Below are 25517 nucleotides of genomic sequence, written 5' to 3' on the forward strand. Positions count from 1 at the left end.
GCCGGGCGCGCCATGCCGAAGCGGCTCGCTCTTCCGGTGGGGGAAGGCGGACTATTCGCGACCGAACGCAAGATTTCGCGCCCGAGACGGATGTCCCATCCGTTCAATCATCGGGGCGCGACGACCTGCGGCCTCTCTGTGTCCTCTTCAGCCCACCGATCTGATTGCGCCGATGCTCAACGCCCAGCCAGCCCAAACCGACCGATACCAAGCCGACCGATACCAGCGTTTCGCCGATCTCGCTGTCACCGTCGGTGACGCGATCAATGCGATCGCCGGGTTGAATCCGGCTCAGCGTACAGACGTGGACTTCCTCGAACGCGAATTCATCCCGGCGCTGGGGCTCAATGACGAACTGCTTCATGAGCAGCCGCCGGAGCTGGCGCCGAACTTCGGCAAGGGCCTCCACCTTTGGCAATACCCGAACCAGCTTGCGCCATACCTCGCCTGGCTTGCGCGCAATTCGTCCGGCGTTTCCTCGTACATGGAAATCGGCTGCCGCTGGGGCGGCATGTTCGTCCTGGTTACGGAGTGGCTCAGGAACAGCGGCGCCGACCTCAAGACCGTGATTGCACTCGATCCGATCGCGCCGACGCCCTTTATCTCGACCTATTTCGATCTGCTGCAGCAGCAGGCCGCTATCGAGCCGATCTACATCCAGGATTTTTCGACCTCGCCGCTGGTCGGTGCGCATGTCGACCGGCTGAAGCCGGACTTCGTCTTTATCGATGGCGATCACAGCCTGCGCGGTGCGCTACAGGATCATCTGCTGGTGCGTTCCCACGCCCGCATCATCGTGCATCATGACATCCATTCCCAAGCCTGTCCGGATACCACGCTGCTCTGGAAGGCGCTGAAGCAGTTCGAGGCGCCGAGCTTCGATACGTTCGAATTCACCAGCCAGTATCTGTCGATCAATGGCTCATTCCTCGGCATCGGCGCCATGAAGCGGCGCTCGGCCCAGATGTAGGACCGGGAGCCGGGCAATCGCCGCGATCACGAGCTCGCGGGCCGATCGCGGAGGTTCAGCTTGCTCTTGTCGCCGCCGGCCCAGGCCAGGGTCTTCGGGTCCATCACGCGGAACCAGAGCGGCGGGATCGCCGCCAGCCCGAACATGCCGGTGTAGCCGTTCGGCAGCCGCGGGATGTCGTCGAAATCGCGCAGCGACTGGTAGGGGCGCATCGGGTTGGCGTGGTGGTCGGAGTGACGTTGCAGGTGGAACGTCATCAGGTTCGAGACGATGTGGTTGGTATTCCATGAGTGGCGCGGCTCGACCGCCTGGTAGCGGCCGTTCGGCAGCTTCTCGCGCAGCAGCCCGTAATGCTCGACATAGTTGGCCTGGGTCAGCGCGTACCAGCCGAGGAAATGGTGCGCGACGATGAACGGCGCGACCTTCCAGCCGAACAGCGCAATCAGCACGGCCGCGACGACGAGCGTCAGCGCAAAGCCCTGCAGGATCTCGTTGTTGACCGACCAGACCGGCTCGCCGCGCCTGGTCAGCCGTTCGGCTTCATTGCGCCAGCCGCGCTTGAACGCGCCGGGCAGCTCGCGCGTTGCGAACGCATAGATCGATTCACCGAAGCGCGCGCTGGCGGGGTCCTCGGGGGTTGCGACCCAAGTGTGATGGCCGCGATTGTGCTCGACGCGGAAATGCGCGTAGCCCACCGCGCAGTTGGCGAGCATGCCGAACAGGATGTTGAGCCTGTCCGGCTTGTGGCCGAGCTCGTGCCCGATCAGGAGCGCGCCGCCATTGATGGTGCCGACGCCGAGCAGCAAGGCGACATAGGACCACCACGGCAGATCCTGGGTGCCGAAGAAGGCGATCAGCGCGACGTAGTTGATCCAGGGAAACACCACGGTGACGCGTGCGAGCCGCAGGTAATAGGGATCGGCCTCCATCGCGGCGACCACTTCCGCCGGCGGATTGTGGGTGTCTTCGCCGAACACGACGTCGAGCAGCGGGATCAGGATGAAGATGAAGACGAACGGGATCAGCGTCACCAGCGGATTGTGCGTCCGCAGGAAGAGCCAGTAGGACAACAGCGGGATCAGCGGCGGAATGAACGAGAGCATCCAGAGATAGCGTTTGCCGTCCCGGTAGGTGATCGTTTCGCCAGCAGCATTGGTGCCCGTGAAGATCATCGCATTCCCTCCAGCATCTCTTGCGAGGCGGCGTTCGCCATTGTTGGGCCGAGCATGCCGCGAGGCGGGCCTGCGCCGCCAGTTCACAACAGGCCAATTTTGTGGCATTTTGCGCCAAGCTTGTTCGGCCGGACGTTCACGAGGGGGAGGTCGCCGACGCCATGCACGGATCGGAATCCGATGCCCTTCGCTCGCCGGTCTCCGCGGCCTATGCGCGGGCCCTGGTGCGGGCGTTTGGCCAGACGCGAAGCGATCGCGACGAGCTGCTGAAGGGCACCGGAATTCGGCTCGAGGCGCTCGACCAGCCCGGCGCTCACATGCCGGTATCCTCGCTGGTGGTGCTGGCGGCCAACATCACGCGCCGGCATGGCGAGCTGTGGCCGTTGTCGGCCGCGGCGGTGTGGTCGACATCGCTGCAAGGCGCGCTCGACGTCGCGACCAGGACGGCGCCGACCATCGCGGACGCGCTGGCGACCGGCGCGCGCTTCGGGTCGACCCGCGCGCCCTTCGTCCGTAACCGGCTGCGCAAGACCGCGCGAGCGATCCAGATTGAAATCTCTCCCGCCGTCGCGATGGATGAAGCGCTGTGGCACGCCGTGGCGCTGGCGGTCAGCCTCAATGTGCACGCCGTGTACGTCCAGCTGCTCGAGGATTCGATCGGGCAGGCGACGCTGCAATTTCCCTGGCCGCCGCCTGCGGGCGCGGCGCGGCTGCTCGAGCATTATTCCTGCGCGGTGAAGTTCAACGCTGCCGCTTTCATCTTCGAGGTGCCGAAAGCGCTTGGCGCGCGGCCGTCGCCGTTTGCCGATCCGCAATTGCACGCCAAGGCCATCGAAGCGCTCGAGGCGATCGAGAATCCGCAGCCCGACACCACGGCGCTGGCGGGGATCGTCGAGCGCCTGATCGCGGCGCGCCTGCCGCAGCGTCTTGGTGAGGAGGAGGCCGCGCGCCTCATCGGCACCTCGCGGCGAACGCTGGTGCGGCGGCTCGCCGAGACCGGCAGCGCCTTCCGCCCGCTGCTCGACGGCGTGCTGCGCGAGCGCGCGAGGATCATGCTCGCGGCCGGCACCCAATCGCGCGACGAAATGGCGGCCGCGCTCGGCTACACCGATGCGACGAGCTTCAGCCGGGCGTGCCGGCGGTGGTTCGGCGAGAAGAACGGGCGGGGTTAGGGCGCGATTGTTGGCTCGCGCAAGTCCACAGACCCTGGTGGACGGTACGCAGACCTAAACGATGCCGATCCCGTCAATGCGTATGCAGGGCGTCGTAGGCGTGGGCAAAAAACACAGCGGCGCTGAGGAGCAGCAGCGCGACAATGGTCGCTTCCATCATGACACTTCCCCATTATTGTTTGGGACAAGTGGTACCGGTCAATTGTTTCCGCCCGGTTTCGTCCGCTGATGAAAATGGTTTCGCGGCAGGATCGCTGCAACGATCGGCTGCCGGATCGAGCTCGCGCGGTGCTCGGATCGCTCGGCATCGATACTGTGACGCCGACCTAAAAGCTACGCCGCCGGGCCCGAAATGGTTTGTCCCGGCGGCGCCCTGTCATTCCCAGCGCTAGGGCCCTGAAATTCCCAGTGTCATTTCCTTAGCAGATCCGCGGAGAGACGGCTGTTGCCGAACTCACACAAGCTTCTAAGAGAGGAGCCGACGCCAGGGCCTACACGTCAGCTCCTCCGAAACGTGACCGTGCTGCGTCCCCAACGGTCCCGTCCCTCAGAGAAGCCTGCGCCGATCTAGTTGCCGATTTGCTAACCGTCCCTCTCGTCGGCAGGGCGGCCGATACCATCACTCGAGTTCCGATATCGTTTTTCGGCGAGCCTGGCCGGGAGGTAATCCCTATTGGTGCTATTGGCGGCAGGAACGAGCGGTGGTTTTGGAAGTAGTGTCTTCCGGCTCCCGGCTCTATACCCCCAACCCGGCTGGGAGCCACAGGGGCGGCCTCGGCGCGTGGCGTCGGGGTCGTTCTCATCTTGCAGCGTCGCTTCAGAACAGACGCTAAACCGCCGTATTGCGCCCGTGTTGCGCGGAGTGATTTGTAGCGGCTGGTAGCGCGTTGATTTTACTTGCAGCGAGTTGAGCTGGCTCGCAACGCGAAAACGCTCACTCAGAACGAAATGAGCGCGGCTTAAATTATTGATCTATCGGTAAAATCGCTGGCGCGCTCGGAGAGGTTCGAATTTTCCCTCTAAGTCGTTCAGGCACCAATGAATTTTTGCTTCGATTTTGTTCGAGGGGCAAGTCGAGGGGCTGGCAGTGAGGTCAGTCAATCAAATTTGTCGCCTTGATCTTGCGAGCTGTCGTTCGGGAGATCGGCGGCGCGGTGAAGAGCTTTGGAGACAAAAAAATCGCCGCTCGCTTGAAATAAATCGCGAGCGGCGGCTTCCCAGCCCCCGGGAGGGTCACGCAAAACCCGGTGCCGATCATTCAGCACAAAACGTGCCAAGGTTTTATGTCACGTAGCGTAGGCGGTCGGGGCTCGCTCCCGATTCGGCATAGGAACAACTGGCCCCGGCCCCATCGCCAGGGCCTTTTTGGGCCTGCTGCTCAGCACAATGCCGCCCTGGGGGCTCCGACGATCATTAGCCGGTGCGCTGAATATTTGAGCTTGTCCAATCACGTCCGTGGTCCCGTCTCCGGGGCACCAATGTTGAGGGATGTAGGGCTGGTTCTAAGCACCCTAAGGCTCGGTGCAGCCAAACCATTCACACTGCGTCCACCTACTGCGTGCTGAGCGATACCCCGAGGATATGCGCTTTCGCGGCTGTGGCGGCGGGAGTTCGCTTCAGCGTCTTTGCAGTTTTTTTGACGCCAGCTTTTTGCTTGGCAAGCGACTTCAGCGTCTTAACATCATCCTTCGTCCACTCACGACGAGCACTCTTTTTCTTTTTGACCAAGGCATCGATCCTTCATCCACTTTCGTGGCGGCGTTCTAGCACGGGAGGTAGTTGGTGCAAGCGATCAGCCGTTGTGGGCACGGCCCTGTGGCACTCACCTCGAGGAATGTTGCAACGGGGAATACAAAAAAATGGAAGCCGACAGACGAAAGTTTTAAGCGCCACCTGCGTCCCAAACGATGCGAGCCGGCTCAGGTCATCGCATCAGCCTGAACAGCTCAAGCACGTCGGCAAGCCGCAGCTTCGCGCCCTTGGGCATCTGCTCGAGGAGGAGATGACTGGTATCAGCTGCGATCTCGTCCCGCTTGAGCGGATCGTGCTCGACATGAAACGCCCGCATGTTGGCGGCGAACTGCCGGGCTACCGCAGGCGGGATTTCCAGCGGTCTCCGGATGGGCATGTCTGGACAGATAATTATCGGACCCTGGATTTGCGAACCCTAGGCAAATATTCGATTGCGGCAACTGGAAAACAGGCAGAGAATTTGATGGTCCCCGCGGCTTTAGAAGTTGCGCATGCGCCCTAGCGGTACGCAGGGCGCACGCTATCAACCCACAACAAGCCCCACGGCTATCACCGAAGGAGGAGGGAATGACCGCTCATAATTCCGGATGGAGGCCGCCTACTGCCGCCCAACGTGAGGCGCAAAAGGTCTTCAAGGAAACCGATGCCAAGCCGGCGATGTCCGAGTATCAACGCACCCAAGCGGCGTTTCATGCAAACCGCGAGCGCTTAAAGGCTGAACGACTGGCCCGTGAGGCCGAAGCGGCGGCCCGGAAGCACCGCAAAAACTTGGTCACGGCCCACTCTCAGAATGTGCACGGCGGTCTGCGTCACCGCTGATATGAGAATCCAGATTAACCGTCTCAGTTGGCGGAGATTAGACACCAGCGCTGACTGACATGCGTTAATGCGATTAATCGTGCTTTTTGTCGCGCTTCATGTCCATGCGGTCGATGCGTTCGTCGATCAGCCGACGTATTTCCTCGTCCCGCCGCGCTCTTCTTCTCCTGAGGCTGCCACACAGGCCATAGACGAGGATGATCAGGACGAGCGCAAAGCCCACGAGATAGAAGGACCGGTCCATTTCCATTATTCGAGCTGTCGATACATGGCCGGGTGAATTCGGTTCTTGACCTTGATCCAGTGCGCACACCGGCCGCCGCGGTAGGGGCGACTTGGAAACGCCTCACGTCGGTCTTAGTTGCTGGCCCCTCCAACACCACGACGAAGGCTCCCTGACGCACCCATCAACTCAGCGGGGGCCTCCGCGGCTTACGTCACAGCGATGGACGCTTGGAGTTCATATCCATCCTGCACCGGTCGCAATGGAGCCGCCGGCAACAGGAGGGAGAGCAGATGAAGATGACGAGCATTCGTGAACTGTCAGCCGACGAGCCGGGAGCAGTTTCGGGAGGTAAGCCGTCCAGCCCGGTCAGAGTTCCTGCAAATGCGTTACGACAAGCTGCTGGCGGCGATCGACAAGAATCTTGCGATGGTGAAGCAGCTGCAGCCCGGCGGTTACCTTCCGCCCGGCTGAGGCAATCAGCCGCCGATCGGCAACATGCGGATTCACTCAAACAACAACGCCGCCCGCTTGAAATGATCGCGAGCGGCGTTGGTCCAGCCCCGGGAAGGTTCTGCAAAATCCCGGCAGCTAAGGCTGCAACATGTAGAACTAGCAGTCTGTTCGGTGTCCGATACTATTCCGCAGCCCTGACACATGGGCCCATGCGTTGCCTTTGTCATAAGAGGGTCAAATAGCTTTGCTCATACTTTTGTCGGCCGGCTATGGCCGCTGCCAGGATAATTGATGTGGCCGGTAGGGGCCGCCTGAATTTTAAAGCAAGGCAGGCGGTCCCGCTAAACCCTCAAGGTGCGCACGGAAGGCTGTCCGACAATTGTAATCGCCGTGACGTATTAAGCTGAAATATGCTCGAAGGTCTCAGCGAGGAGTGTGGCAATGGAGAATATTCGGAGCTACCGCGCACTCAGCACGTTGTGCCGCCAGAAAGCGGCATTGCGTCCTACCGAAAGATCGATGTGGCTCTGCCAAGCTGAGCGTTGGGAGCAGATCGCCGAGGCCGAAATTGCAGCGCATTTCAGGGCCTGCAACACCGATTATTCGGAGAATAATCAATCGGCGGCTTGAGTTCACACCGATCTTAAGCCGCTTGGAAAGCCCAATCGATCCGCGTGGTTCAAACTCCGAACCAATGCCTCATCTGCCTCAGCATCGCTAGCACGGCATCGGTATAAAAACCGTGGGTCAAATACTGGTCTACTTGCGATGTGCCTAGCACCGCGATTGCTGCAATTGCGAAGCCTTTGATCATAGTGGGCCCCATTGAGAGACCGCCAACTGGGCTAGTCGGTTAAGCCTTTCCGAATTCGCTGTCGTCTGCAGTGAGCCTAGCCTGACACCAATTGGTACCAAATCGTTAATGCGTTGCGTGTTGAAGGGCGGGATAAGTCGCTCACTGCCGGGAGCGTACATGGGCCGTTCCGGTTCGCGCGTCACTTTTTTCCAAAAGAAACGGCCCGAGCACCCTTGGAGCTTAATGCTGGGGCCGTCTCACCGCGCCGGCTGAATCGAGAGGGGGCCGTTCGCGTCTTACGGCCCCCAGCCAAGGAAATTCTCGAAAATCTCACGCACTGAAATGCTCTCACCTCGGCAAGAACCTACTTTACTCTTATCCACAGGCTTGAGGATTCCGGGAGAGCACGGTGTTCCGAGGAGCGGAACCGATCAGCATGTCAGCCAAACAGAAGCCACGCCATACTGGCAAGAAGCGCAATGAATGACACTGCTACAGTGCTGGCGAGGGCGATCTCCACGCTGTCTATCCGATCAGATCAGAGTACAGCCGCATTGAAATTCCCCAGCGATAAAATGACCGCTGTGGCCATTAACAACCGAAGGGTGTCCTAGTTCCGATCTGCGGGTGTCCTAACTAGGACGGTACCCCGAGTTTGCGTGACCCGCGGGCGCGCGCCTCATTTGGCCTTCCCCAGACTGATCTCGACCAGCCGGCGGATCACCTCAGAACGGCTGGGCGTGTCTTTGCGCCCTGCGTCACTGCCTGAGCTCATCTTGCGCTCTATGACCAACACCAGCAAAAGCGCGATCAGTGGGGAGATGATTAACGCAAGGATGAACCATCCTGCTCCATTGCGACCGCGCGCATTCGCGGCGACGCCGACAACGATCGATAGACCTCTTGGTCGAGCGCAAGGGAGTGCGATGCCGTGGTTTTACGGGGGACGATTTGTGAACTGGTTCACAAACGGCCGGCGAGCGAGCTGACGCGCATCTACGCGGACATGCGGGCTCTCAAGACAAAGCGAAACTACCTCGTCCATGGGGAGACTTATGAGGCGTCTTTCAAGCGGCGTCCTCGTGCACCGTATCGCAGTACCCTTTGATAACCATCCGAATTGTACGCAAATGCGTCCGAAACTGCGCCGTTTTGTATCGGTTCGTTGTCGAGCGCTCGCCTTGAATCTATGGCTGTTCCGCTTCTCTTGAAGAGACCGCAGTGAAGGTCTCATGCATCGGTAAGGCGAACACACGCGACCGACGAGCCGCTTTCAAAGCAAAGATCGATGACGATAGCAAAACGCGACGCACCCGTCCGGCCTACCTTGGAAAGACTCGGTCTTACTGTTGCAGAAGCTGCAGTGCTTTCCTCACTCGGCCAGACGTCGGTCTATAAGGCGATTAGGGAAGGGCGCTTGCGAATTCGCAAGTACGGCACACGAACCATCATCACGCGTGCCGACCTGGCGTCCTTCTTGGAGAACCTACCCGATGGTCGCGATGGCTTCGAAGCCTGATACCTAGCGGCGGGCGGAGACAGCCAGTTAGGCGGCCCTTATCGATTTGACGTTGTTTTTTGGTGGTCGCGTCGCGAAGTCAGCAAACGCCTGCATCACGACACGACGCTTCTTGAGCGCCTCACCGCGCTTATAGGCTTTTTCAGCATCATCGCCGGTGATGTGATGTAGGCAATGCTCGACGATCTCCTCCTCGAAGTCGGTTTCCTCCTGTGCCCAGGTCCGGAACGTGGTCCGGAAGCCGTGGACCGTCAGTGTTTCGTCTCCGGTGATCTCCTTCAGATGTTTGAGCATGGTCATATTTGAGATCGGCTGCTTTAGGCTGCGACCTGGAAATACGAACTCGTCACTAACGCGGCTCTGATAGGCCTCGCGCAGATAGGCTAAGGTCTGTCGGGGCATCGGCGTCCGTTTGGGCCGTTCGTTTTTGGTATCAAGCGTGTTCAGATCCCAAAGCCCGCCTTCGAGATCGAGTTGCGGCCAGCGCATGTTCTGCACTTCATTGGTTCGAGCCAGCGTGAGGATTGCGACCTCGAGGGCCCGCGCGCTTTGATCGGGATCAGCGTTGAGCTTCTGCATGAATGCCGGCAGATCATGGTAGTCCATGGCCTTATGACTGCCGCGGATCGTGCCCCGCTTTCGCTGCTTCGGCATAATCGGCTTCAGTCGGCTGTCCCAGTCCGCCGGGTTGTGTTTCGGCCGTGGATTCAGCGCTATCGCCGCGTCCAGAATCTTTTTGATCCGCTGGCGTGCATCGCGAGAGATCTCGCGCTGATGCCAGACCTTCCGCAGGACTCCGCTAACATGTTCGGTTTCAATCTGGTCGAGTTGCAACTTGTGCAGCGGTTGGCAGGTAACCTGTACGATGCGCCGAAGCTTGTTGCGCGCAGCTTTGTGTTTCAGGCCGGTCTCATAAGTCTGCCGCCATTCCTCGGCGAATTCACCAAACAGACGCGATCCTTGCTCGCGGCGTCTGTCCTCGTCGCGCTGATCTCGCGGATCGGTCCCTTTGGCAAGAAGCCGCAGGGCGTCGATCGCCTTGTCCTTGGCCTCTGAGGGCTTGAGGCCTGCAGCTTTGGCCGAGCCGAAACCCATCTTTCTGACGATGCCATTGCGCTGGTAACGGAACGCCCAGCGCCGGCCGCCGCTGGGGGTGACGATCAGATAGAGGTTGTTGCCGCACGGGTACTCGCCGGGACCGACGGAAAGGTAGTTCTTTGCGGTGATCTCCGGTTTTTCAGTTGGAATCTGCATGGGAGATTCGAACTCCTGTCCCTCGCAAAATAATGCGGCTCTCGGCGATGGGAGATTCTAACTCAGATCGAGGGACAGCAAAAGGGGCGTTCCGGCGCGGGATCGCCGGCGACGACGAGCGACGGACGACGACGCTCGGCGACGCGAAAATGAGATGTAAAACAGGCGCTTAGTTGGTTGGTGGAGGCCGCGGGCGACGATGAGCGAAGGGCGGCAAAAGCGGGCTTGGCGCGCTCGGAGAGATTCGAACTCCCGACCCTCGGAATCGAAATCCGATGCTCTATCCAGCTGAGCTACGAGCGCGTCGCGGGTCGATTATCAGACTTGGGCGGGGAGGGCCAGCAGGCACGGAGCGCGGCACCCGGCGGTGCCGGCACGTCCCGCCGTCTCCCCTACAGCCGTCAGAAGCAGGGATGCCGGCGGTGGTCCTGGCCGATATAGGCGGCCGCACTCTGGTAGCACTTGTTGCGCGGGGAGCCGTCGTAATAGGCGAAGCTGCCGGCAGTCGGGCCCGGGCCGTAATTGTGCAGATAGCTGATGTGGTAGGGCAGGCCCCAATGGGCGTGGTGGTGATGCCTGTGGTGGCGCGGATGGGCCGTGAGATCGGCCGCGACCGCCGGGGTCAGGGCCATCACGGCAACAGCGAGGGCGGCGAAAAGCTTGGTCTTGGTCATGGGCGGCCTCCGGGCATTTACGGGAATCGGCATTGTGGGCCGCCCCGGGGGCCCATCTAACCCGGAATCGGGGCCAAAAGCTGCGGGAAATCAGTCACAGCGCGCCAAATTTTGCCTTTTTGCGGATGCTTAACGGATTGCCAACACAGTCCGGCCAGAGTCTTGCGGTCAGGTCCGCCCGGGCCCGGCCTTTCCCGCGGTTTCGAACGATCCATGCGCATCACGCCCCTTGTCGCCTTGCTGCTCTCGGTTCTGGCCGCGACGCCTGCGCGGGCGGTGCTGCACATCACGCGCGACCATGGCGGCTATGTCGAGGAGTACAAGGCCAAGTACAAGCAGATCCGCGAGCGCCGCGAGCGCGTCGTGATCGACGGCATCTGCAACTCGGCCTGCACGCTGGTGTTCGGCATCGTGCCGCTGAACAAGATCTGCGTCACGCCGCGGGCCAGCATCGGCTTCCACCAGGCCTATTACGACAAGGCCTTCACCTTCGGCATCAAGGTCACCAGCCTCGAGGGCACCTCCGATCTGATGTCCTACTACCCCGATACGGTGAAGGACTGGATCCGCCGCAATGGCGGGCTCACCACCGAGATGAAGAAGATCAAGAACGGGGTCGATCTCTGGAAGATCGTCGATCCCTGTCCGGAAGAGTGGTAGGCGCGGACGCGCTCGCGCTTCGAACCTCCTTGCTCAGGTCTTTGTTTCAAGTCTTGGGAGATTCAGGTGTGGGGTTTCAGGTCTTGGGCCTGACGTCGCCATCCGACACCAGCAGCACGGACGCCTTCGACTTGCCGAGCACGGCCGCGGCGACGCTGCCGAAATTCAGGCTGTCGCCCTGGATGCGGTCGACACCGATCACGACGAGGTCGGCCCGGCTTGACGCGATCTCCTGCAGGATCGCGACCTCTGGTGCGGTGTTGGCACGTAGCCGCGTCGTCACGTTGATGTCGTAGCGCGCCGCGGTCGCCGCGATGTCCTTCAGGATGGCTTCCTCATGCGCCAGCGACATGCTGGGGCTGGTGCGGCGGGCGCCCTTGTCGCGCGTGGTCGAGACGTAGACCACCTGCAGCGGCTCGCTCGAGAGGCGCGCCAGCGCGATCGCGACCTCGGCTCCGCGCCGCGAGACGTTGCTGCCCGAGACCGGCACCAGGATCTTCCGCGCATTCGCCGTCGGCTCCTTCTCGTGCACGCCCTTGGCGGCCGCGATCGCCAGCGGACCGTCGAAGCCGGAGGTCAGGTCGTCGAGCCGCCGGTCGAAGCCGCCATCGGGGCCGGCGACCGCGTCCATGCCGACCACCAGCAGGTCGAAACCTTTTTTGGCTTCCTCGGCGATCGCCTCCGCCGCCGTCTCCTCGCGGGCGCGGCTGATGACGTCGACATTGCCGCCGCCGTCGGCATCGGCTTCGGCGCTCGCCTTGGCCGCGTTGATGACCGCCGCCTCGGGGCTCTCCTCATCCGCACGGTTCTTCTCCTGCAGCTTGGCGTTGGCGCCGACATGCAGCACCGTGATCGGCAGACCGCGCCCGCCGGCGAGCTGGCCGGCGAGATGCGCGGCGAATGTCGCGTTGCTGCTCTCGTCGACCGCGACCAGCAGCCGCTCGAGATTGGCGACGAAGCCGCGCTGCTCGTATTCCTCGCGCTCCAGCCGATCCTTCTCGTCCTGGCCGAGCGGCAGCCGCGCCAGCGCGCTGCGCAGCATCGGCGGCATCGCCATCGTGGTCAGGATCGCCATGGTCACGATCATCGAGAACATGGTCTGGCTCAGTACCCCCATCGAAAGGCCGATGGTGGCGATGATCACCTCGGTCGAGCCGCGCGCATTCATGCCGCTCGCCAGCGCATAGGACTCCTGCCGGGTCAGCCCGCCGAGCGCACCGCCGGCAAAGGCGCCGCCGAATTTGCCGATGCTCGCAATCAGCACCAGCGCCGCGGTCAGCCCCAGCACCGACGGATCCTTCAACACCGTGAGGTCGGCGCTGAGGCCGGCGAGCCCGAAGAATACCGGCATGAACAGGCTCGAGATCAGCCCGCGCAGCCGTTCGTCGATCTGCCGGGTCAGGATCGGGGATTCCCCGACCAGCACGCCGGCGATGAAAGCGCCGAGCACGGTGTGCACGCCGATCAGATGCGTGATCATCGCCATCCCGCACATCAGCAGCAGGATCACGGTGATCACCGCCGCCGAAGAGACCAGATTGTCGTTGGCCCAGCGGATCAGCCGGAACACCAGCCGCCGGCCGATCGTGAAGCTGACCGCGAGGAAGGCGAGCGTGCCGAACAGCGCCTGCGCGACCGAGAGGATGTCGAGGCTGCCGCGCGAGGCGAGGCTGAAGATGACAGCGATGATGATCCAGCCGAGGGTGTCGTCGATGATCGCGCTGGCGACGATGATCTGGCCGACATTGCGGCGCATGAAGTTCATTTCGCGCACCACGACGGCGACGATCTTCACCGAGGAGATCGACAGCGCCGTGCCGAGAAACAGCGAGGCGATCAGCCGTGCTTCGGGATGCGGCAGCAGGCCGTCGGGGAGGAATTCGGCGAGCACGAAGCCGCACACGAATGGCACCGCGATGCCCGCGACCGAGATCGTGGTCGCGGCGCGGCCGACCTTCCGCACCAGCTTGAGGTCGGTGTCCATGCCCGTTAGCAGCAACAGGAGCAGGATGCCGAACTGCGCAATGCCGTCGATCAGCGCCTTCTGCTCGCCGGATGGCGGAAAGATCACGCCGTGCGCCGATGGCCACAGCCAGCCGAACAGCGATGGTCCGAGCAACAGGCCGCCCAGCAGTTCGCCGACCACGGAGGGCTGGCCGATCCGCTGCATCAATTCGCCGAGACCGCGCCCGACCGCGATCAGGAGCGCGATCTGGACGAGCAGGATGAACTCGGATGGCTTGCTCGCCTTGTCGCCCGCAGCGTCGGCTGCCGTGATGCTCACGAGCAGGATGACGGTCGCCCAAATCGCCGGTTGAAGCCGCCCCCAGCGGATCACCATGGCATCTCCGATTTCCAATTCCAGCGCGGCTCGGCCGGCTTGCCGCATGCGGTCAACGCCCGGGTTCCGAAAGCGATCCACTGGGTCAGATTTTGGAACGGACGCACCGGCGGTTCGTTTCGCTCATGATGCGTTCATCCTGGTGATGCGAATGTCTCCATGAGCGAGCCTGACCGCCGGAGCGGCTATGGCTCAGCTCGCGCGAACGGGAGGCTGCAATGGCAACCAGATCCAATCTTTCGAAGGCTGAACTCGCGCGTAGCGTTGCCGGCGCCACATCGGCATTGGTGCTTAGCGCGCTCGTCCTATTCGTCGCCGCGCATCACCTGAGCGGCGGGTAGGAAGGCGGCGCGTGCTGCGCCGATTCATCAAAGCAGGAAGGTCCCGATCAGGAGGCCGGCCGCAAATGCCCAAAGCCCGAGGGTGCAGGCCGATATGACCCGGACGAGATTGCGCAGATCCACGTCCTGCCAGCTGCTATGGGACCGATACGTCAATTGCAGGCACCCCCTGCGGCGGCCGCCTTTGCTTCGCTTTTGCTTCTTTGCTTCTTTGCTTCGCTTTTGCTTCCTGGGCCGACAGCCTGTTCCCGATAGGTGCCGAAATGAAGGCAACCGGTGGTGGCGCCCGATCACGCATTTGCGAGCCGTCGCCTAACGCGCGATGAGATCGTGTGCCGTCGTCATCGCGCTCTAGCTCATTGTTTGAGCATGATTTTTTCGGAAAACCGCCGCGCATTTCCCGGATCATGCTCCGGCTTGCGGTATTGTCTTCCTGTCTGTGGGGCCACGTCCGTGCCGGTCAGGCGGCCCGGCGCCTGCGTGCCGCCTTTTTCGCCGAACGCGACCGCTCCGCCGCGGGGCGGCTCGCGGCTGCCTTGCCGCCGAGCTTGCCGCCCTTGCGCGACGGGGAATGATCCTCGCGCGTGCCGCGGCCGGAGCCGCTCTTCTTGCCGCCGTGGGTCTCCTTGTTGACGGTCGCCCATGCGCGCCGCTCGGCCTCGCGATCCGGAACACCACGCGTCTCGTAGCCTTCCTCGATGTGCTCGGCCTGCCGCTTCTGCTTGTCGGTATAGCTCGACTTGTCGCCTCTGGGCATCGCGCTCTCCTGTCTATTTTGATCGAGACGTCTGCCGGACTTCGGCCGTGTCGTCGCTCGTCTCGACAACCTCGAATCTGGATCGGCTGAAGCGGCCCAATCCGCTGAGCTCGTAATAGCCGTCACGTTCGATATCCCTTGTCACCTCGTAGACGCGCCCGAGCGAGAGCGTATCCCGCTGCAACGTGTTGTCGACGCAGCGAACGTGAAAAATCTTGCCGGTTTCGGCCATGCGCTCATCCTGAATTGTTGGTCTGGTTCGGCGTTACTTATCGCGCAACGTCACGATCGCAACCGGCAACCCTGCCGCGGGCCGATCACGAAATTTCGTTCGGTAACTTCCATTCGGGCGCCGGTTCGAACACTTCGCTATCGGCGGGAATTCGCTTCATGTGATAGCCGGTCGGCAGCACCTGGCCCGGCGCTTCATCCGCGACCGGAACGTCGAAGACCAGCCCGCAGATCAGTGCATGTTCCCACGCTTGCTTCTCCGTCGGAAAAGCCTTGTCGATCTGTCTGTCGCGATCGAACAGCGCGTAGGGCATCTGGCATCCTCGCTGCATTGGCTTGGCGCAGGCGGCTCGCTTGTCGTTCGCCCGATATGTCGAAAACGTCCGTTGCCGACCGGTGTTCCTAAATTCGCCCGCCGGCCGCGAACGCCGAGCCGCTCCCTTGCATGATATCGCTGAGATATTTCGCCGGTGGCTTGCCGAGCGCCTTCTTGAACATGGTGATGAAGGCTGTGACGGATCCATAACCGAGTTCGGACGAGACCTGCTGAACGCTCGCGCCGGCGGAGAGTTCGCGCAACGCGACGATCAAATGCAGTTGCTGACGCCAGCGTCCGAATGTCAGGCCGGTTTCCCTCAGGATGAGCCGCGCGAGACTGCTCTCGCTCAGCGCCACGCGTTCGGCCCATTCGGCCATCGTGCGGCGATCGGCCGGATCGTCGGCGAGCGCTGCCGCGATCCGTCGCAAGCGTGGCTCGGGCGAGATCGGCAGATGCAGCTGCTGCAGCGGCATGTGCGGCAATTCGCTCAGCAGCAATTGCGCAACGAGGGTTTCAGTGCCGTGGTCCTGCTGCATACGGTCGGAAAGCGCGATGATCAGCTCTCGCAGCAAGGGTGAGATCGACAATGTGGAGCAGCGGTCGGGCAGGTCGGCCGCACCGGGCTCGATGAAGACGAAGAAGATTCGTGCATTGGCGGTTGCGATATTGGTGTGGCGCGTGCCGCCGGGAAGCCAGACGCCGCAATGCGGCGGCACCATCCACAACCCGTTCGGAACGCGGCACATCACGCCGCCGCCGAGCGCGAAGACGAGCTGTCCCTTCCGGTGCGCATGCTCGGCCGCCTCGACCTTGTTTTCGGTGACGTCGAGGCGCACGGCGATGGCCGCCGCCGCGACGTCATCCGGATCAAGGTCCGGCCAGGGATAGCGAAGTTGAAAGCCCATAAGGGAGCCGGAAACCCGTCGAGTGACCGAATTTAGCGATCGATAGAACAGATATGTAAATTCTTCCGACAGCCAAGTCGATAGCCTGGCGATGCAGATGGGCAGGAGCATGCGATGACGATGATAGCGCCGATGCGCACGCTGGGCGGGCAGGGGCTGTTGTTGACGGGGATCCTGCTGATCGCCTCGACGCTCCGCGCGCCCATTACCGGCGTCGCGCCGATGCTCGGCATGATCGGTGAGACCAGCGGGATCAGCGCGGCCGAGGCCGGAATCCTGACGACGCTGCCCTTGCTGGCGTTCGCCGCGATCTCACCTGTTGCAGCTGTGCTCGGGCGCAAATGGGGCATCGAGCGGTCGCTGTTCGGTGCGCTGCTTGTCATCGCGGCCGGGATCGCGCTGCGCTCGTCCGGTCCGGTCTGGGCGCTGTTCGCGGGCACCGCCACCATTGGTGCCGGAATCGCCGTTGGAAATGTGCTGCTGCCGAGCCTGCTCAAGCGGGACTTTCCGACCCGTATCGCCAGCCTGACCGGCGCTTACGCGATCACGTCCGCATTGGCCCAGGCGCTCGCGTCGGTCGTGGCCATCCCGCTCGCGCAATTGCTGGGATCGAACTGGCATCTCTCGCTTGCCAGCACGCTGATCTTTCCGTTGGTGGCGCTGATGGCCTGGGCACCCCAGCTGGGGGCGCACTCGGCCCCGACAGTCGAGCCGGCCTCCTCGCCGCATCGCGGGCGCATCTGGCACTCGCTGCTCGCCTGGCAGGTGACCGGCTTCCTCGGCCTGACCTCGCTGGTGTTCTACATCATCGTCGGATGGCTGCCCGCCATCCTCGTTCAGGCAGGCTACGCGGCGGCGACGGCGGGTACGCTGCACGGTGTGCTGCAATTGGCGACCGCGGTCCCCGGCCTGATCCTCGGGCCGATGGTCCGGCGCATGAAGGACCAGCGCGGGATTGCGATCACCGTGTCGCTTGCGACCTGCCTCTCGCTGCTGGGATTGTGGCAGTGTCCGTCGCTCGCAATGCTGTGGGTCGCGCTGTTCGGCTTCGGGGCGGGTGCAGCCTTCATCCTCGGCTTGACATTCGTCAGCCTGCGAACCTCGCACAGCCAGCAGGCGGCCGTGCTGTCGGGCATGGCGCAGTGCCTCGGCTACTCGCTCGCCGCCGCGGGCCCGCCGCTCGCCGGACTTGCCCATGATGCGACCGGAGGCTGGGAGGTTGCGCTCGCGTGCTGCGCCGTCGCGACGGTGTTGATGGCAGTCCTGGGCCGATCAGCCGGCCGCGCGGCGACAATCTGATTGTCCTTCGATGCGGAAATATCGCGAGCCAGATCCGGCTCGCAACAAGGCGTGGCGGCGGGCGGTCGGTTGTCTGCGCCGCAGGCGCGCGCTACAGAAGGCGGGAAGCCTCGCAAGCAAGAGCCAAGGGAAAAGTATCGTTGAGGACATCTGCCAGCACGCGCATCGCGATCGGATCGACGCTCTTTGCCTTGGCGTCGAGCGCATTCCTTTTTCTGGTTCCTCCGAGTCCGATCGACAGGAACCTGTTGCGTGGCGCCTTCCGTCTTTACAAGGGATATGCGTATCTCATCCCCGTCAAATACGTGGACGGCACGCTCGAGACTGCCCGATTGTACGAAGACGACCGGCTTCTCGGCCCCGCGAACACCACCCAGCAAGAGATCATCGACAAGGGTGCCGGCCGCTTCGCATTTTACCGGGACACCTGGAATTACTTCGGCCCGGCCTTGATGTTCTCGACAAGCGACAACACCGACCCGAACACCAACGGCAGGAAGTATCACCTGAGATGACGAGCTGACCTGCGCTGTGTCCGGCTGTCGTCACGTCGTGCGTATCACGCCCAGTTCCTTCGACCGTTGGAGCAGAGCCGGCCGGTAAGGCGGGGAGGGATCGTCGTCGTCAGGGATGGCGCAATGGCCGAACTCCTGCTGGATGCGCTGGATCTCCATGACCCGATCGTTCAACCGCTGCAGATGCTCAAGCGATGTTGCCTTCCAGTAGCGGAAGGTGTCGAGCGAAATCGGCACGAAGGCGGTGCCGAACAGGGTTGGATCGGGCACGATGGTCCGCCCGAGCAGCAGGTAGCGATCCTGACCGACGATGACGAGGGTGGCATACGGCCGCCCTTCACTTACCCTGAGGCCCTTCAACGAAAGTTCGCACAGCTTGCTGAAATAGGGTTCCTCGCGCCAGCGGTCGGGATCATCGAGGTCGACCTGCACATTCAGCGCGTCGAGCCCGAAATGCGGCACCATGCCCGTGGTCTCGGGAAACCAATCATCATCGAGGTGGCCTTGCAGCCAGGCACAGCTGAATGAGCGGCACTGCCGGGGACGCTCGTGGTAGATCTCGCATCCGCCGCCCGCCAGGATGTGGCTGCAGACCGTATTCACCGGCTTGCCGAGATCGGTCACCTCAAGCACCTTGCAGCAGAGGGTGCATGATCCACATTGCCTGACCGTCGGAGCCACGGGAAAGCCGAGGGCCCACGAGCCCTGCCGTTCGCGGAGGAGCAGCTTCTGCTTCTCCAGCGTGCTCAGTGCACGCTCGACCTTGAGACGCGACAATCTGGTCACGCCGATAATATCTTTCGTCGTCGTCGCGCCGCTCTCGACCGCCCGAACGACGACCAACGCCACTTGATCCATTGTTTTTCTTCTTGTCCGGCTCGTGGCCGGTTCTTCTTGTGCAGTGTTTTTGGCCGCCGGTATTCGGCGACGGTATATTCCAGTGCAATCCGGAACGTGCCGCGACCGACGGCTGCGAGATTCTACCGAAGCGTATCGGCGAGGGCGGCATGTCGCATCCGACAAACGCGCATGGCATCCCTGAGGACAAATCGTCGTGATTGGCAGCGCGTGCGGCCGGCGCTTCGCATCGCATGAGAGGGCTGACGAGCCGGCGAGCTCGCGAGCCGCTGTTACCGCGGCAAGTCGACCCGACGGGCAACCCCTCGCGCACACCACTGACCGCGCAACACACTCAGTGTCGTCCCTGCCTAGTGCGCAATTGCGCACGGGAGCAGGGACCCGTAACCACGAATGCTGATTATTGCGCGATGCTGATACGACGGGTCCCGTTCACAACAACCGCCGCGGAGTATGGGTCCCTGCTTGCGCCGGGACGAAAGTGTGCTTGCGGAAACGGGCGCGGCACCCCGCCAAAATTCGCGATTGCTGGCTGCCTCATCTTCGGGCAATGACAGCCTGCAATGAACAAGAGCTTCGAGGAAACTGCCGCTCGTCTGGCGCCGGCGATCTTTGTGGTGCTGTGGAGCACCGGATTCATCGGCACCAAATACGTCATCAACAATGCGGAGCCGCTGACCTATCTGGCAATCCGGATGGCGTTCGTGGTGGTGGTGATGGCGGTCATCGCCGCGATCGCGCGGCCGAACTGGCCGGACCGGACTGGTATTTTCCACAGCGCGGTCGCCGGCATCCTGGTGCACGGCTTCTATCTCGGCGGCACCGCGATTGCGATCGCGCATTCGGTTCCGGCGGGGCTCTCGGCCTTGATCCCGGGCCTGCAGCCGATCCTGACCTCGACCATTGCCAACCGCTGGCTGGGCGAGCGCGTCACGCCGCTGCAATGGGGCGGACTGGTGCTCGGCCTCGCCGGCGTCGTCTTGATCCTGCACAACCGGCCGATGACGAGCGAGGCGGGGTGGGGCTGGCTCGCCTCCGGCGTCTCGCTGATCAGCATCACCTTGGGCACGCTCTACCAACGGCGCTATTGCAACCGGATCGACTGGCGCGCCGGCAATCTGGTGCAGTACATCGCGGTGACGATCTTCTTCGGTATCGGCGCCTTCGTGTTCGAGACCAATGTGGTGCATTGGACCGGCGAGTTCGTGCTGGCGCTGGCCTGGCTCGTGTTCGCGCTGTCGATCGGTTCGATCGGGCTGTTGTACTGGCTGATCCGTCACCATGCCGCGACCTCGGTCGCGAGCCTGTTCTATCTGGTGCCGGCGGTGACCGCGCTGATGGCCTACGTCCTGTTCGACGAGCGGCTGGATCATGTCGCCATTGCCGGCATGGCCGCCTGCGCCGCGGCGGTGCTGCTGGTCAATCGCCGCGCTTAGTCTTTGCGACGGATCTTCGCGTAAGCTGCAAGCGCGCGTTCGCGCCCCTGCTTGTGATCAACGATCGGCGGCGGGTACGTCTTGCCGAGTTCGATGCCGGCGCTCGCCAGCTCGATCGGTGTCGCTGTCCAGGGCTGATGGATCAGCTCGTTGGAGAGCTGCGCGAGCTCCGGCACCCAGCGCCTGACATAGCCGCCGTCGGGATCGAATTTCTCGCCCTGCAGGACCGGATTGAAGACGCGGAAATAGGGCGCGGCGTCAGCGCCGCAGCCCGCGACCCATTGCCAGTTGGCGGGGTTGGAGCCGGCATCGGCATCGACCAGCGTATCCCAGAACCATTGTTCGCCTGTGCGCCAGTCGATCAAGAGGTGCTTGACCAGGAACGAGGCCGCCACCATTCGCACCCGGTTGTGCATCACGCCGCTGTGCCAGAGCTCGCGCATGCCGGCATCGACGATCGGATAGCCGGTGAGTCCGCGTTGCCACGCCTCCAGGGCGAGAGCGTTGCGCCTCCACCGAAAGGCATCGAACAGCTCCTGCAAGTTCCGATCCGCCATATCGGGGACGTCGAACAGCAGATGGCGGCAGAATTCGCGCCAGCCGAGCTCGCTGAGGAACTTGTCGATGTCGCCGGCAAGGCGCGAGTCTTCCGCGGCGGCGAAGCGGGCCGCGTGAAAGACCTGCCGCGGGCTGATCTCGCCGAAGCGCAGATGCGGCGACAGGCGCGAGGTGCCGTCGCGGTCGGGCCGATCGCGGTCGTCGGCGTAACCGCTGATCCCCTCATCGAGGAATCGCTTCAGCCGCGCCTGCGCCGCGGCTTCACCCGGTGTCCAGGTCTCGCGCAGGCCGCCGGCCCAATCCGGCCGTGTCGGTTCGAGACCCCAGTCATCGAGGGCGTCGCTCGCGATGCCGCCGATGGATGTGAGTCTCTTCGGCGCCGGCAACGGCCTTGGCGGATCGCCGAGGCCTTGGACGCGCCGCCAGAACGGCGTGAACACGCGCAAGGCCCGGTTGTCCTTGTTGCGGATCGCCTTCGGTTCGACGAGCAGATCGCCGCGGAAAATTTGCGAGTCGATGCTGTCACTTGCGAGCGCGGCTTCGACTTCTCTGGCAACGGCCTGATGCGGTGCCTGCGCGATGTCGTTCCAGAATACGGCGCGTGCGCCGATTTCGCGCGCCACCGTGGCGATCACCGACGCGGCCGGTCCGGTGCGCAGCACCAGCGATCCGCCTGCCATGGTGAGGCTCTTGCCGAGTGCGCGCAACGACTGCGCCAGCCACCAGCGCGTCGCACCCCCGAGCCGACGTACGGCCGGCGGCATCAATGCACAGCTCTCTTCGTCACGCACATAGAGGCCGACGACCGGCGCGCCGCTTGCCGCCGCCTCATGCAACGCCGGGTGATCCGACAGCCGCAGATCGTCGCGAAACCAGACGATGATCGGCTGTGCGCGGGTCACCCGGACGCAGTGAGCCTGCCGTTACTTCGGCTGCGGCACGATGCGGATGTAAGGCTTCGGCGCCTTCCAGCCCTGCGGGTAGATCGTCTTGGCCTCGTCGTCGCTGACCGAGCCCGCGATGATCACGTCCTCGCCCTGCTTCCAGTCGGCAGGGGTGGCGACGCGATGCTTGGCGGTCATCTGCAGCGAGTCGATCGAGCGCAGGATCTCCTGGAAATTCCGGCCGGTGGTCATCGGATAGACCATCACCAGCTTGATCTTCTTGTCCGGTCCGATCACGAACACGTTGCGGACGGTCTGGTTGTCGGCAGGGGTGCGGGTGAGGGGATCGCCCGAGGTCGAGGCCGGCAGCATGTCGTAGAGCTTCGACACGTTGAAATCGGTGTCGCCGATCATCGGATAGTTCGGCGCCGCGCCCTGGGTTTCCTTGATGTCGTCGGACCATTTGGCGTGGCGGTCCACCGGGTCGACCGACAAGCCCATCAGCTTGACGCCGCGCTTGTCGAACTCAGGCTTCAGGCGGGCGAGCGCACCGAGCTCGGTGGTGCAGACCGGGGTGAAGTCCTTGGGATGGGAGAACAAAAGCGCCCAGCTGTTGCCGATCCAGTCATGGAACTTGATCTTTCCTTCGGTGGTCTCGGCTTCGAAGTCGGGGGCGACGGCGCCAATCTGAAGTGCCATGATTTTACCTCATCTCTTTGAAGTTGCGATTGAATTTGTATTTGAGGCTGTCTGTTCCAGTATAGGACGGGATAAGGCTTAAGTGAACGGGTTCTGAAAAAAGGTGAAACATTTCTCCTTGAGGGTGGAATTCCAAGCAACTTGTTTTGATCCGGATCCCTACGGCGAAATATCAGCTGCGGCACAAAGGCTTGGAAATGCCCAGATAATGCCGCTTATCGCAGTCATCACGCCGGCCCTGGCTGCTATAGGACTGAACCGTGACGACGTTTAAAGCGACCAAATAGCAACCATCTAAAAATCTCGGAACGCAAGTTCCGAATCATTAACCACTCGTTTACGCCCGCATGGAAAAGCTGGCCTGAGATAGGAATTGAAAGCTCCCACAATGTCTACCCCAAGTACCAAGACCGCTGAGCCTCTCAGCGGTGCGTTGCATCCGTCCTGCCGCAAGACTGCCGCCCATGCGCTCACCATCGTGCGCGACGGCGTGATCACCGGCGAAGGCCCGACCACCAAGGGCCGCATCCATTTCTCCCGGTCGCTCGATGCCGATGACGCTGCCTGGTGCGCGCGCATCCTGACGGCGGCCGCGGTTGAGCATCAGCCGGTCAGCCGGGCCGAGATCGAGGCGCTGTTCGCGATCAACGAGGCCGCCGCCGAGCGCAGCGATGGCGGCCGGTTCGACGATCTGCTCGCCAAGGCGATCGCCCATCATGCCGCCTCCGAGTCCGGCCTGCCGGTGCCGCCGCGCACGGTGGCGCTGTCGCCCGACACCGAGATCGATCGCTGGGCGCCGAGGCAGGGCGCCAAGATGGACACCAAGGTTCTGGAGTGGATCGCGGGCCAGATGCGCGGTCAGCGCCGCACCGGCCGCGCGCTGGCGGCGATGGTGGCGACGCTGGTCGGCGCGACTGCGCTGCCGCTCGCGGCGCAGCTCCCCAACGTGTTCGACATCGGAATGATGTAAACCATCATCCCGCGTGACTGGAATTCGAGCAGAGCGGCGGGGATTACTTCCCCGCCGTTTTCTGTTTGCCACCGGTTTCCTCGAGCCCGAGCGTCCGCCCCGGAAACCCGGCGACGTCGAAATAGCGGGTCGAAAGCACGCGTTGGAATTTCAGCACGGTGCGCAGGCCGTTGGCCGACGGCTTCTTCGACATGATGGTGCCCTCGGCCATCTTCGGCACGATGCCGTTCGGCAGCGCCTCCGACATCACCCGGCCGATCAAGCCGCCATTGTTCGGCGCGCGCAGGCCGAGCAGCTGGGCCGCGGTCATGCCGACATCGGCGTTGCTGACCGGCAGCGGATCGACATAGCCCGCCTTGAAGTCGGGGCCGATCGCCGCGGTGAAGTTGAAGGTGTCGCCGCGGCTGAAGCTGCCATGCATGCCCTGGCCCTGGCGCAGCACGGTGTCGGCGACCTGCACCGAGCAGTTGGTCGGGATCTCGCAACCGCTCGACCAGGAGCGGAAATTGACCACGATCGACGGGTTCGGCGTCACCGCCTTGCCCTTCAGATTGAGGTTCGAATTCGGCAGCGTGCCGGGGAAGGTGCCGAGCTTGTCGTCGACAAACAGGCCGCTGACATAGTCCTGCTCGAGCAGCGCCTTGATGACGCGGTCGGCGAGCTTCTTGTCGCGGTTCGGCAGATAGATCAGATCCGAGCCGCCATTGGTCGCGATCACGACGTCAGGCTTGGCCGGATCCTGGCCGAGCACGCCGTTGCCGGCCTTCGGGTGGGCATTGTCGGCGACCTTCGCGTTCTTGTCGTTGGGGTCGAACAGCGGCAGGTCCAGCGCCTTGGCGAGGTCGATCGCCAGAAAGCCCATCGGCAGGAAATCCTTCGGCGTGTCGCCATAGACGATCTTGGCCGAGGGGCTGGTCTTGCTCTCCTTCGAGATCGTCGAGAAGCCGTGGTCGGAGGAGACCATGATGTTGGTGTCGGCGGAAAGCCCGAGCTCGTCGAGCGCCTTGCGCAGCTGCGCGAGGTTGTTGTCGGCATTCTTGATGCCGGCCATCGAGGTCGGGCCGTTGATGCCGGGGGTGATGGTGTTGAGGCTGTCGCCGGTGTTGTGCTGGCTGCCGTCCGGATCGCGCGACCAGAACACCAGCACGAACGGCTTGTTGCGCGCCTTGAACATCGGCAGCACGACCTTGGTCGCGACGTCGGCCATGTAGGCCTGCTGCGCCACGTTGGCGACCGTGGTGCCGGGTGTCTTGGCGTCGCCCGCCTTGGCGTTGTCGCCGCGGCTCGGGGTGGCGAGCGGCAGGCCCGCTTTGGTCAGCGCCTCCTTCATCTCGTCGGAGAGCGGCACGCCGGTCTTGCCGCCGGTGGAATCGTCGATCACAATCGTGTTCTTGCCGCGATCGGTGTGGTCGAACAGCAGGGTCGGGCCGACCTTGCCGATGGCGGCGGTGCTGAAACCCTGGCCGCGGGCCATCTTCAGCAGCGTCTCCTCGTTGAGGTAGTCGCCGTTGAAGTGATCGTCGACATCGGCGAGCACCGCGTCGTTCTCGATGAAGGGGACCACGGTGTCGCCGGCGGGCACCGAGGTGTAGCCGGTATAGATCGTGTTGGAGAAGGTGCCGGTGTCGCCGAGATAATGGCCGGTCGACAGCGCCGAGCTGTTAGCCATCGTGAAGGTCGGGAACAGCGAGTGCGAATTCTTGAAATTGACGCCCTTGTCGCGGATCTCGGCCATGGCCGGTGCCGTCTCCGGCGTCACGATGCCGCCGCGCAGACCGTCGGGGACGAACAGGATGAGGTTGCGGGGGTTAGCGTTCTGCGCCGAGGCGGCGCCCGCCGAAAGCGCGATCATGCTCGCGGACAGTAAGGTAATGGCACGACGCATATTGTTATTCCCCCTGATGAAGCCCCGCGGCAGCCCGCCGCAGTCTTCGTTT

The 25517-nt window shown here is 62.9% G+C and carries 26 protein-coding genes and 1 tRNA gene; 10 read left to right on the forward strand and 17 right to left on the reverse strand.

Features of this window, described 5'->3' with window-relative positions:
- Positions 1 to 172 precede the first annotated feature (172 nt).
- A complete protein-coding gene (locus J2R78_RS33365; protein WP_253608254.1) occupies positions 173 to 970 on the forward strand; it encodes a hypothetical protein in 798 nt (265 codons plus the stop codon).
- A gap of 26 nt (positions 971 to 996) precedes the next feature.
- Here the strand turns inward: J2R78_RS33365 and J2R78_RS33370 are convergent, their stop codons facing one another.
- Positions 997 to 2142 carry an alkane 1-monooxygenase gene (locus tag J2R78_RS33370; protein WP_253608255.1) on the reverse strand — a complete coding sequence of 382 codons (1146 nt, stop codon included), beginning with the start codon at positions 2140 to 2142 and terminating at the stop codon, positions 997 to 999.
- A gap of 161 nt (positions 2143 to 2303) precedes the next feature.
- On the opposite strand from J2R78_RS33370, the gene J2R78_RS33375 reads away from it, so the two are divergent.
- On the forward strand, positions 2304 to 3314 hold the full coding sequence (locus tag J2R78_RS33375; protein WP_253608256.1) for an AraC family transcriptional regulator: 1011 nt from the start codon (positions 2304 to 2306) through the stop codon (positions 3312 to 3314).
- Positions 3315 to 4411: 1097 nt separating this feature from the next.
- Here the strand turns inward: J2R78_RS33375 and J2R78_RS33380 are convergent.
- The 3 genes from J2R78_RS33380 to J2R78_RS33390 form a co-directional block, all read right to left on the reverse strand.
- The gene (locus J2R78_RS33380) at positions 4412 to 4591 is read right to left on the reverse strand and encodes a hypothetical protein (RefSeq protein WP_253608257.1); all 180 of its coding nucleotides are present in this window, start codon (positions 4589 to 4591) and stop codon (positions 4412 to 4414) included.
- A gap of 274 nt (positions 4592 to 4865) precedes the next feature.
- Entirely contained in the window at positions 4866 to 5042 is a 177-nt protein-coding gene (locus J2R78_RS33385) for a hypothetical protein (protein ID WP_253608258.1), read from the reverse strand.
- Between the two features lie 196 nt (positions 5043 to 5238).
- Positions 5239 to 5442: a hypothetical protein gene (locus tag J2R78_RS33390; RefSeq protein WP_253608259.1), complete on the reverse strand. Its 204-nt coding sequence runs from the start codon at positions 5440 to 5442 to the stop codon at positions 5239 to 5241.
- 191 nt (positions 5443 to 5633) lie between these two features.
- On the opposite strand from J2R78_RS33390, the gene J2R78_RS33395 reads away from it, so the two are divergent.
- Positions 5634 to 5885 (forward strand): hypothetical protein, encoded by a 252-nt coding sequence (locus J2R78_RS33395; protein ID WP_253608260.1) that lies wholly within the window; start codon positions 5634 to 5636, stop codon positions 5883 to 5885.
- 73 nt (positions 5886 to 5958) lie between these two features.
- Here the strand turns inward: J2R78_RS33395 and J2R78_RS33400 are convergent, their stop codons facing one another.
- Positions 5959 to 6129 carry a hypothetical protein gene (locus tag J2R78_RS33400; protein ID WP_253608261.1) on the reverse strand — a complete coding sequence of 57 codons (171 nt, stop codon included), beginning with the start codon at positions 6127 to 6129 and terminating at the stop codon, positions 5959 to 5961.
- Positions 6130 to 7005: 876 nt separating this feature from the next.
- Between J2R78_RS33400 and J2R78_RS33405 the strand changes: the two genes are divergently transcribed.
- Entirely contained in the window at positions 7006 to 7194 is a 189-nt protein-coding gene (locus J2R78_RS33405) for a hypothetical protein (protein ID WP_253608262.1), read from the forward strand.
- Positions 7195 to 8648: 1454 nt separating this feature from the next.
- Positions 8649 to 8879 (forward strand): helix-turn-helix domain-containing protein, encoded by a 231-nt coding sequence (locus J2R78_RS33410; protein ID WP_253608263.1) that lies wholly within the window; start codon positions 8649 to 8651, stop codon positions 8877 to 8879.
- A gap of 27 nt (positions 8880 to 8906) precedes the next feature.
- On the opposite strand, the gene J2R78_RS33415 is transcribed toward J2R78_RS33410, so the two are convergent.
- From J2R78_RS33415 to J2R78_RS33425, 3 genes are all read right to left on the reverse strand, one after another.
- Positions 8907 to 10133 (reverse strand): site-specific integrase, encoded by a 1227-nt coding sequence (locus tag J2R78_RS33415; RefSeq protein ID WP_253608264.1) that lies wholly within the window; start codon positions 10131 to 10133, stop codon positions 8907 to 8909.
- 226 nt (positions 10134 to 10359) lie between these two features.
- Positions 10360 to 10436, reverse strand: a tRNA-Arg gene (locus J2R78_RS33420).
- A 98-nt stretch (positions 10437 to 10534) separates the two neighbouring features.
- Positions 10535 to 10807: a hypothetical protein gene (locus J2R78_RS33425; protein ID WP_253608265.1), complete on the reverse strand. Its 273-nt coding sequence runs from the start codon at positions 10805 to 10807 to the stop codon at positions 10535 to 10537.
- 213 nt (positions 10808 to 11020) lie between these two features.
- Here J2R78_RS33425 and J2R78_RS33430 point away from each other — a divergent pair, with 213 nt between their 5' ends.
- The gene (locus J2R78_RS33430; RefSeq protein ID WP_018272072.1) at positions 11021 to 11467 is read left to right on the forward strand and encodes a hypothetical protein; all 447 of its coding nucleotides are present in this window, start codon (positions 11021 to 11023) and stop codon (positions 11465 to 11467) included.
- Positions 11468 to 11543: 76 nt separating this feature from the next.
- Here the strand turns inward: J2R78_RS33430 and J2R78_RS33435 are convergent, their stop codons facing one another.
- From J2R78_RS33435 to J2R78_RS33455, 5 genes are all read right to left on the reverse strand, one after another.
- Positions 11544 to 13808 (reverse strand): cation:proton antiporter, encoded by a 2265-nt coding sequence (locus tag J2R78_RS33435; protein ID WP_253608266.1) that lies wholly within the window; start codon positions 13806 to 13808, stop codon positions 11544 to 11546.
- Positions 13809 to 14609: 801 nt separating this feature from the next.
- Entirely contained in the window at positions 14610 to 14906 is a 297-nt protein-coding gene (locus J2R78_RS33440; RefSeq protein WP_253608267.1) for a plasmid stabilization protein, read from the reverse strand.
- A gap of 13 nt (positions 14907 to 14919) precedes the next feature.
- Positions 14920 to 15138 carry a hypothetical protein gene (locus tag J2R78_RS33445; protein WP_028337636.1) on the reverse strand — a complete coding sequence of 73 codons (219 nt, stop codon included), beginning with the start codon at positions 15136 to 15138 and terminating at the stop codon, positions 14920 to 14922.
- A gap of 85 nt (positions 15139 to 15223) precedes the next feature.
- Entirely contained in the window at positions 15224 to 15451 is a 228-nt protein-coding gene (locus J2R78_RS33450; RefSeq protein WP_253608268.1) for a hypothetical protein, read from the reverse strand.
- Between the two features lie 88 nt (positions 15452 to 15539).
- Positions 15540 to 16361, reverse strand: coding sequence for a helix-turn-helix transcriptional regulator (locus J2R78_RS33455; RefSeq protein WP_253608269.1), 822 nt, complete (start codon positions 16359 to 16361; stop codon positions 15540 to 15542).
- Between the two features lie 114 nt (positions 16362 to 16475).
- On the opposite strand from J2R78_RS33455, the gene J2R78_RS33460 reads away from it, so the two are divergent.
- On the forward strand, positions 16476 to 17660 hold the full coding sequence (locus tag J2R78_RS33460) for an MFS transporter (protein WP_253608270.1): 1185 nt from the start codon (positions 16476 to 16478) through the stop codon (positions 17658 to 17660).
- 140 nt (positions 17661 to 17800) lie between these two features.
- Positions 17801 to 18175 carry a hypothetical protein gene (locus J2R78_RS33465; protein ID WP_253608271.1) on the forward strand — a complete coding sequence of 125 codons (375 nt, stop codon included), beginning with the start codon at positions 17801 to 17803 and terminating at the stop codon, positions 18173 to 18175.
- 30 nt (positions 18176 to 18205) lie between these two features.
- On the opposite strand, the gene J2R78_RS33470 is transcribed toward J2R78_RS33465, so the two are convergent.
- Positions 18206 to 19033 carry a YkgJ family cysteine cluster protein gene (locus tag J2R78_RS33470; protein WP_253608272.1) on the reverse strand — a complete coding sequence of 276 codons (828 nt, stop codon included), beginning with the start codon at positions 19031 to 19033 and terminating at the stop codon, positions 18206 to 18208.
- Between the two features lie 563 nt (positions 19034 to 19596).
- Between J2R78_RS33470 and J2R78_RS33475 the strand changes: the two genes are divergently transcribed.
- The gene (locus tag J2R78_RS33475) at positions 19597 to 20469 is read left to right on the forward strand and encodes a DMT family transporter (protein WP_253608273.1); all 873 of its coding nucleotides are present in this window, start codon (positions 19597 to 19599) and stop codon (positions 20467 to 20469) included.
- Here the strand turns inward: J2R78_RS33475 and J2R78_RS33480 are convergent.
- Positions 20466 to 21929 (reverse strand): FAD-binding domain-containing protein, encoded by a 1464-nt coding sequence (locus J2R78_RS33480; RefSeq protein WP_253608274.1) that lies wholly within the window; start codon positions 21927 to 21929, stop codon positions 20466 to 20468. The genes J2R78_RS33475 and J2R78_RS33480 overlap by 4 nt on opposite strands.
- 21 nt (positions 21930 to 21950) lie before the next feature.
- Positions 21951 to 22610 carry a peroxiredoxin gene (locus J2R78_RS33485; protein ID WP_092088955.1) on the reverse strand — a complete coding sequence of 220 codons (660 nt, stop codon included), beginning with the start codon at positions 22608 to 22610 and terminating at the stop codon, positions 21951 to 21953.
- Positions 22611 to 22998: 388 nt separating this feature from the next.
- On the opposite strand from J2R78_RS33485, the gene J2R78_RS33490 reads away from it, so the two are divergent.
- On the forward strand, positions 22999 to 23580 hold the full coding sequence (locus J2R78_RS33490) for a hypothetical protein (RefSeq protein WP_026192875.1): 582 nt from the start codon (positions 22999 to 23001) through the stop codon (positions 23578 to 23580).
- A 43-nt stretch (positions 23581 to 23623) separates the two neighbouring features.
- Here J2R78_RS33490 and J2R78_RS33495 read toward each other — a convergent pair whose 3' ends face one another.
- A complete protein-coding gene (locus J2R78_RS33495; protein WP_253608275.1) occupies positions 23624 to 25465 on the reverse strand; it encodes an alkaline phosphatase family protein in 1842 nt (613 codons plus the stop codon).
- Between the last annotated feature and the right edge of the window lie 52 nt (positions 25466 to 25517).

It is taken from the genome of Bradyrhizobium sp. USDA 4538, from assembly GCF_024171045.1.
In the GTDB taxonomy this organism is placed as follows: domain Bacteria; phylum Pseudomonadota; class Alphaproteobacteria; order Rhizobiales; family Xanthobacteraceae; genus Bradyrhizobium; species Bradyrhizobium australafricanum.

Bases quoted from the DNA above. Each gene is read 5' to 3' on its own strand.
- J2R78_RS33365 (WP_253608254.1), top strand. From the start codon at position 173: ATGCTCAACGCCCAGCCAGCCCAAACCGACCGATACCAAGCCGACCGA.
- J2R78_RS33370 (WP_253608255.1), bottom strand. From the start codon at position 2,142: ATGATCTTCACGGGCACCAATGCTGCTGGCGAAACGATCACCTACCGG.
- J2R78_RS33375 (WP_253608256.1), top strand. From the start codon at position 2,304: ATGCACGGATCGGAATCCGATGCCCTTCGCTCGCCGGTCTCCGCGGCC.
- J2R78_RS33390 (WP_253608259.1), bottom strand. From the start codon at position 5,442: ATGCCCATCCGGAGACCGCTGGAAATCCCGCCTGCGGTAGCCCGGCAG.
- J2R78_RS33395 (WP_253608260.1), top strand. From the start codon at position 5,634: ATGACCGCTCATAATTCCGGATGGAGGCCGCCTACTGCCGCCCAACGT.
- J2R78_RS33400 (WP_253608261.1), bottom strand. From the start codon at position 6,129: ATGGACCGGTCCTTCTATCTCGTGGGCTTTGCGCTCGTCCTGATCATC.
- J2R78_RS33405 (WP_253608262.1), top strand. From the start codon at position 7,006: ATGGAGAATATTCGGAGCTACCGCGCACTCAGCACGTTGTGCCGCCAG.
- J2R78_RS33410 (WP_253608263.1), top strand. From the start codon at position 8,649: ATGACGATAGCAAAACGCGACGCACCCGTCCGGCCTACCTTGGAAAGA.
- J2R78_RS33415 (WP_253608264.1), bottom strand. From the start codon at position 10,133: ATGCAGATTCCAACTGAAAAACCGGAGATCACCGCAAAGAACTACCTT.
- J2R78_RS33425 (WP_253608265.1), bottom strand. From the start codon at position 10,807: ATGACCAAGACCAAGCTTTTCGCCGCCCTCGCTGTTGCCGTGATGGCC.
- J2R78_RS33430 (WP_018272072.1), top strand. From the start codon at position 11,021: ATGCGCATCACGCCCCTTGTCGCCTTGCTGCTCTCGGTTCTGGCCGCG.
- J2R78_RS33435 (WP_253608266.1), bottom strand. From the start codon at position 13,808: ATGGTGATCCGCTGGGGGCGGCTTCAACCGGCGATTTGGGCGACCGTC.
- J2R78_RS33440 (WP_253608267.1), bottom strand. From the start codon at position 14,906: ATGCCCAGAGGCGACAAGTCGAGCTATACCGACAAGCAGAAGCGGCAG.
- J2R78_RS33445 (WP_028337636.1), bottom strand. From the start codon at position 15,138: ATGGCCGAAACCGGCAAGATTTTTCACGTTCGCTGCGTCGACAACACG.
- J2R78_RS33450 (WP_253608268.1), bottom strand. From the start codon at position 15,451: ATGCCCTACGCGCTGTTCGATCGCGACAGACAGATCGACAAGGCTTTT.
- J2R78_RS33455 (WP_253608269.1), bottom strand. From the start codon at position 16,361: ATGGGCTTTCAACTTCGCTATCCCTGGCCGGACCTTGATCCGGATGAC.
- J2R78_RS33460 (WP_253608270.1), top strand. From the start codon at position 16,476: ATGACGATGATAGCGCCGATGCGCACGCTGGGCGGGCAGGGGCTGTTG.
- J2R78_RS33470 (WP_253608272.1), bottom strand. From the start codon at position 19,033: ATGGATCAAGTGGCGTTGGTCGTCGTTCGGGCGGTCGAGAGCGGCGCG.
- J2R78_RS33475 (WP_253608273.1), top strand. From the start codon at position 19,597: ATGAACAAGAGCTTCGAGGAAACTGCCGCTCGTCTGGCGCCGGCGATC.
- J2R78_RS33485 (WP_092088955.1), bottom strand. From the start codon at position 22,610: ATGGCACTTCAGATTGGCGCCGTCGCCCCCGACTTCGAAGCCGAGACC.
- J2R78_RS33490 (WP_026192875.1), top strand. From the start codon at position 22,999: ATGTCTACCCCAAGTACCAAGACCGCTGAGCCTCTCAGCGGTGCGTTG.
- J2R78_RS33495 (WP_253608275.1), bottom strand. From the start codon at position 25,465: ATGCGTCGTGCCATTACCTTACTGTCCGCGAGCATGATCGCGCTTTCG.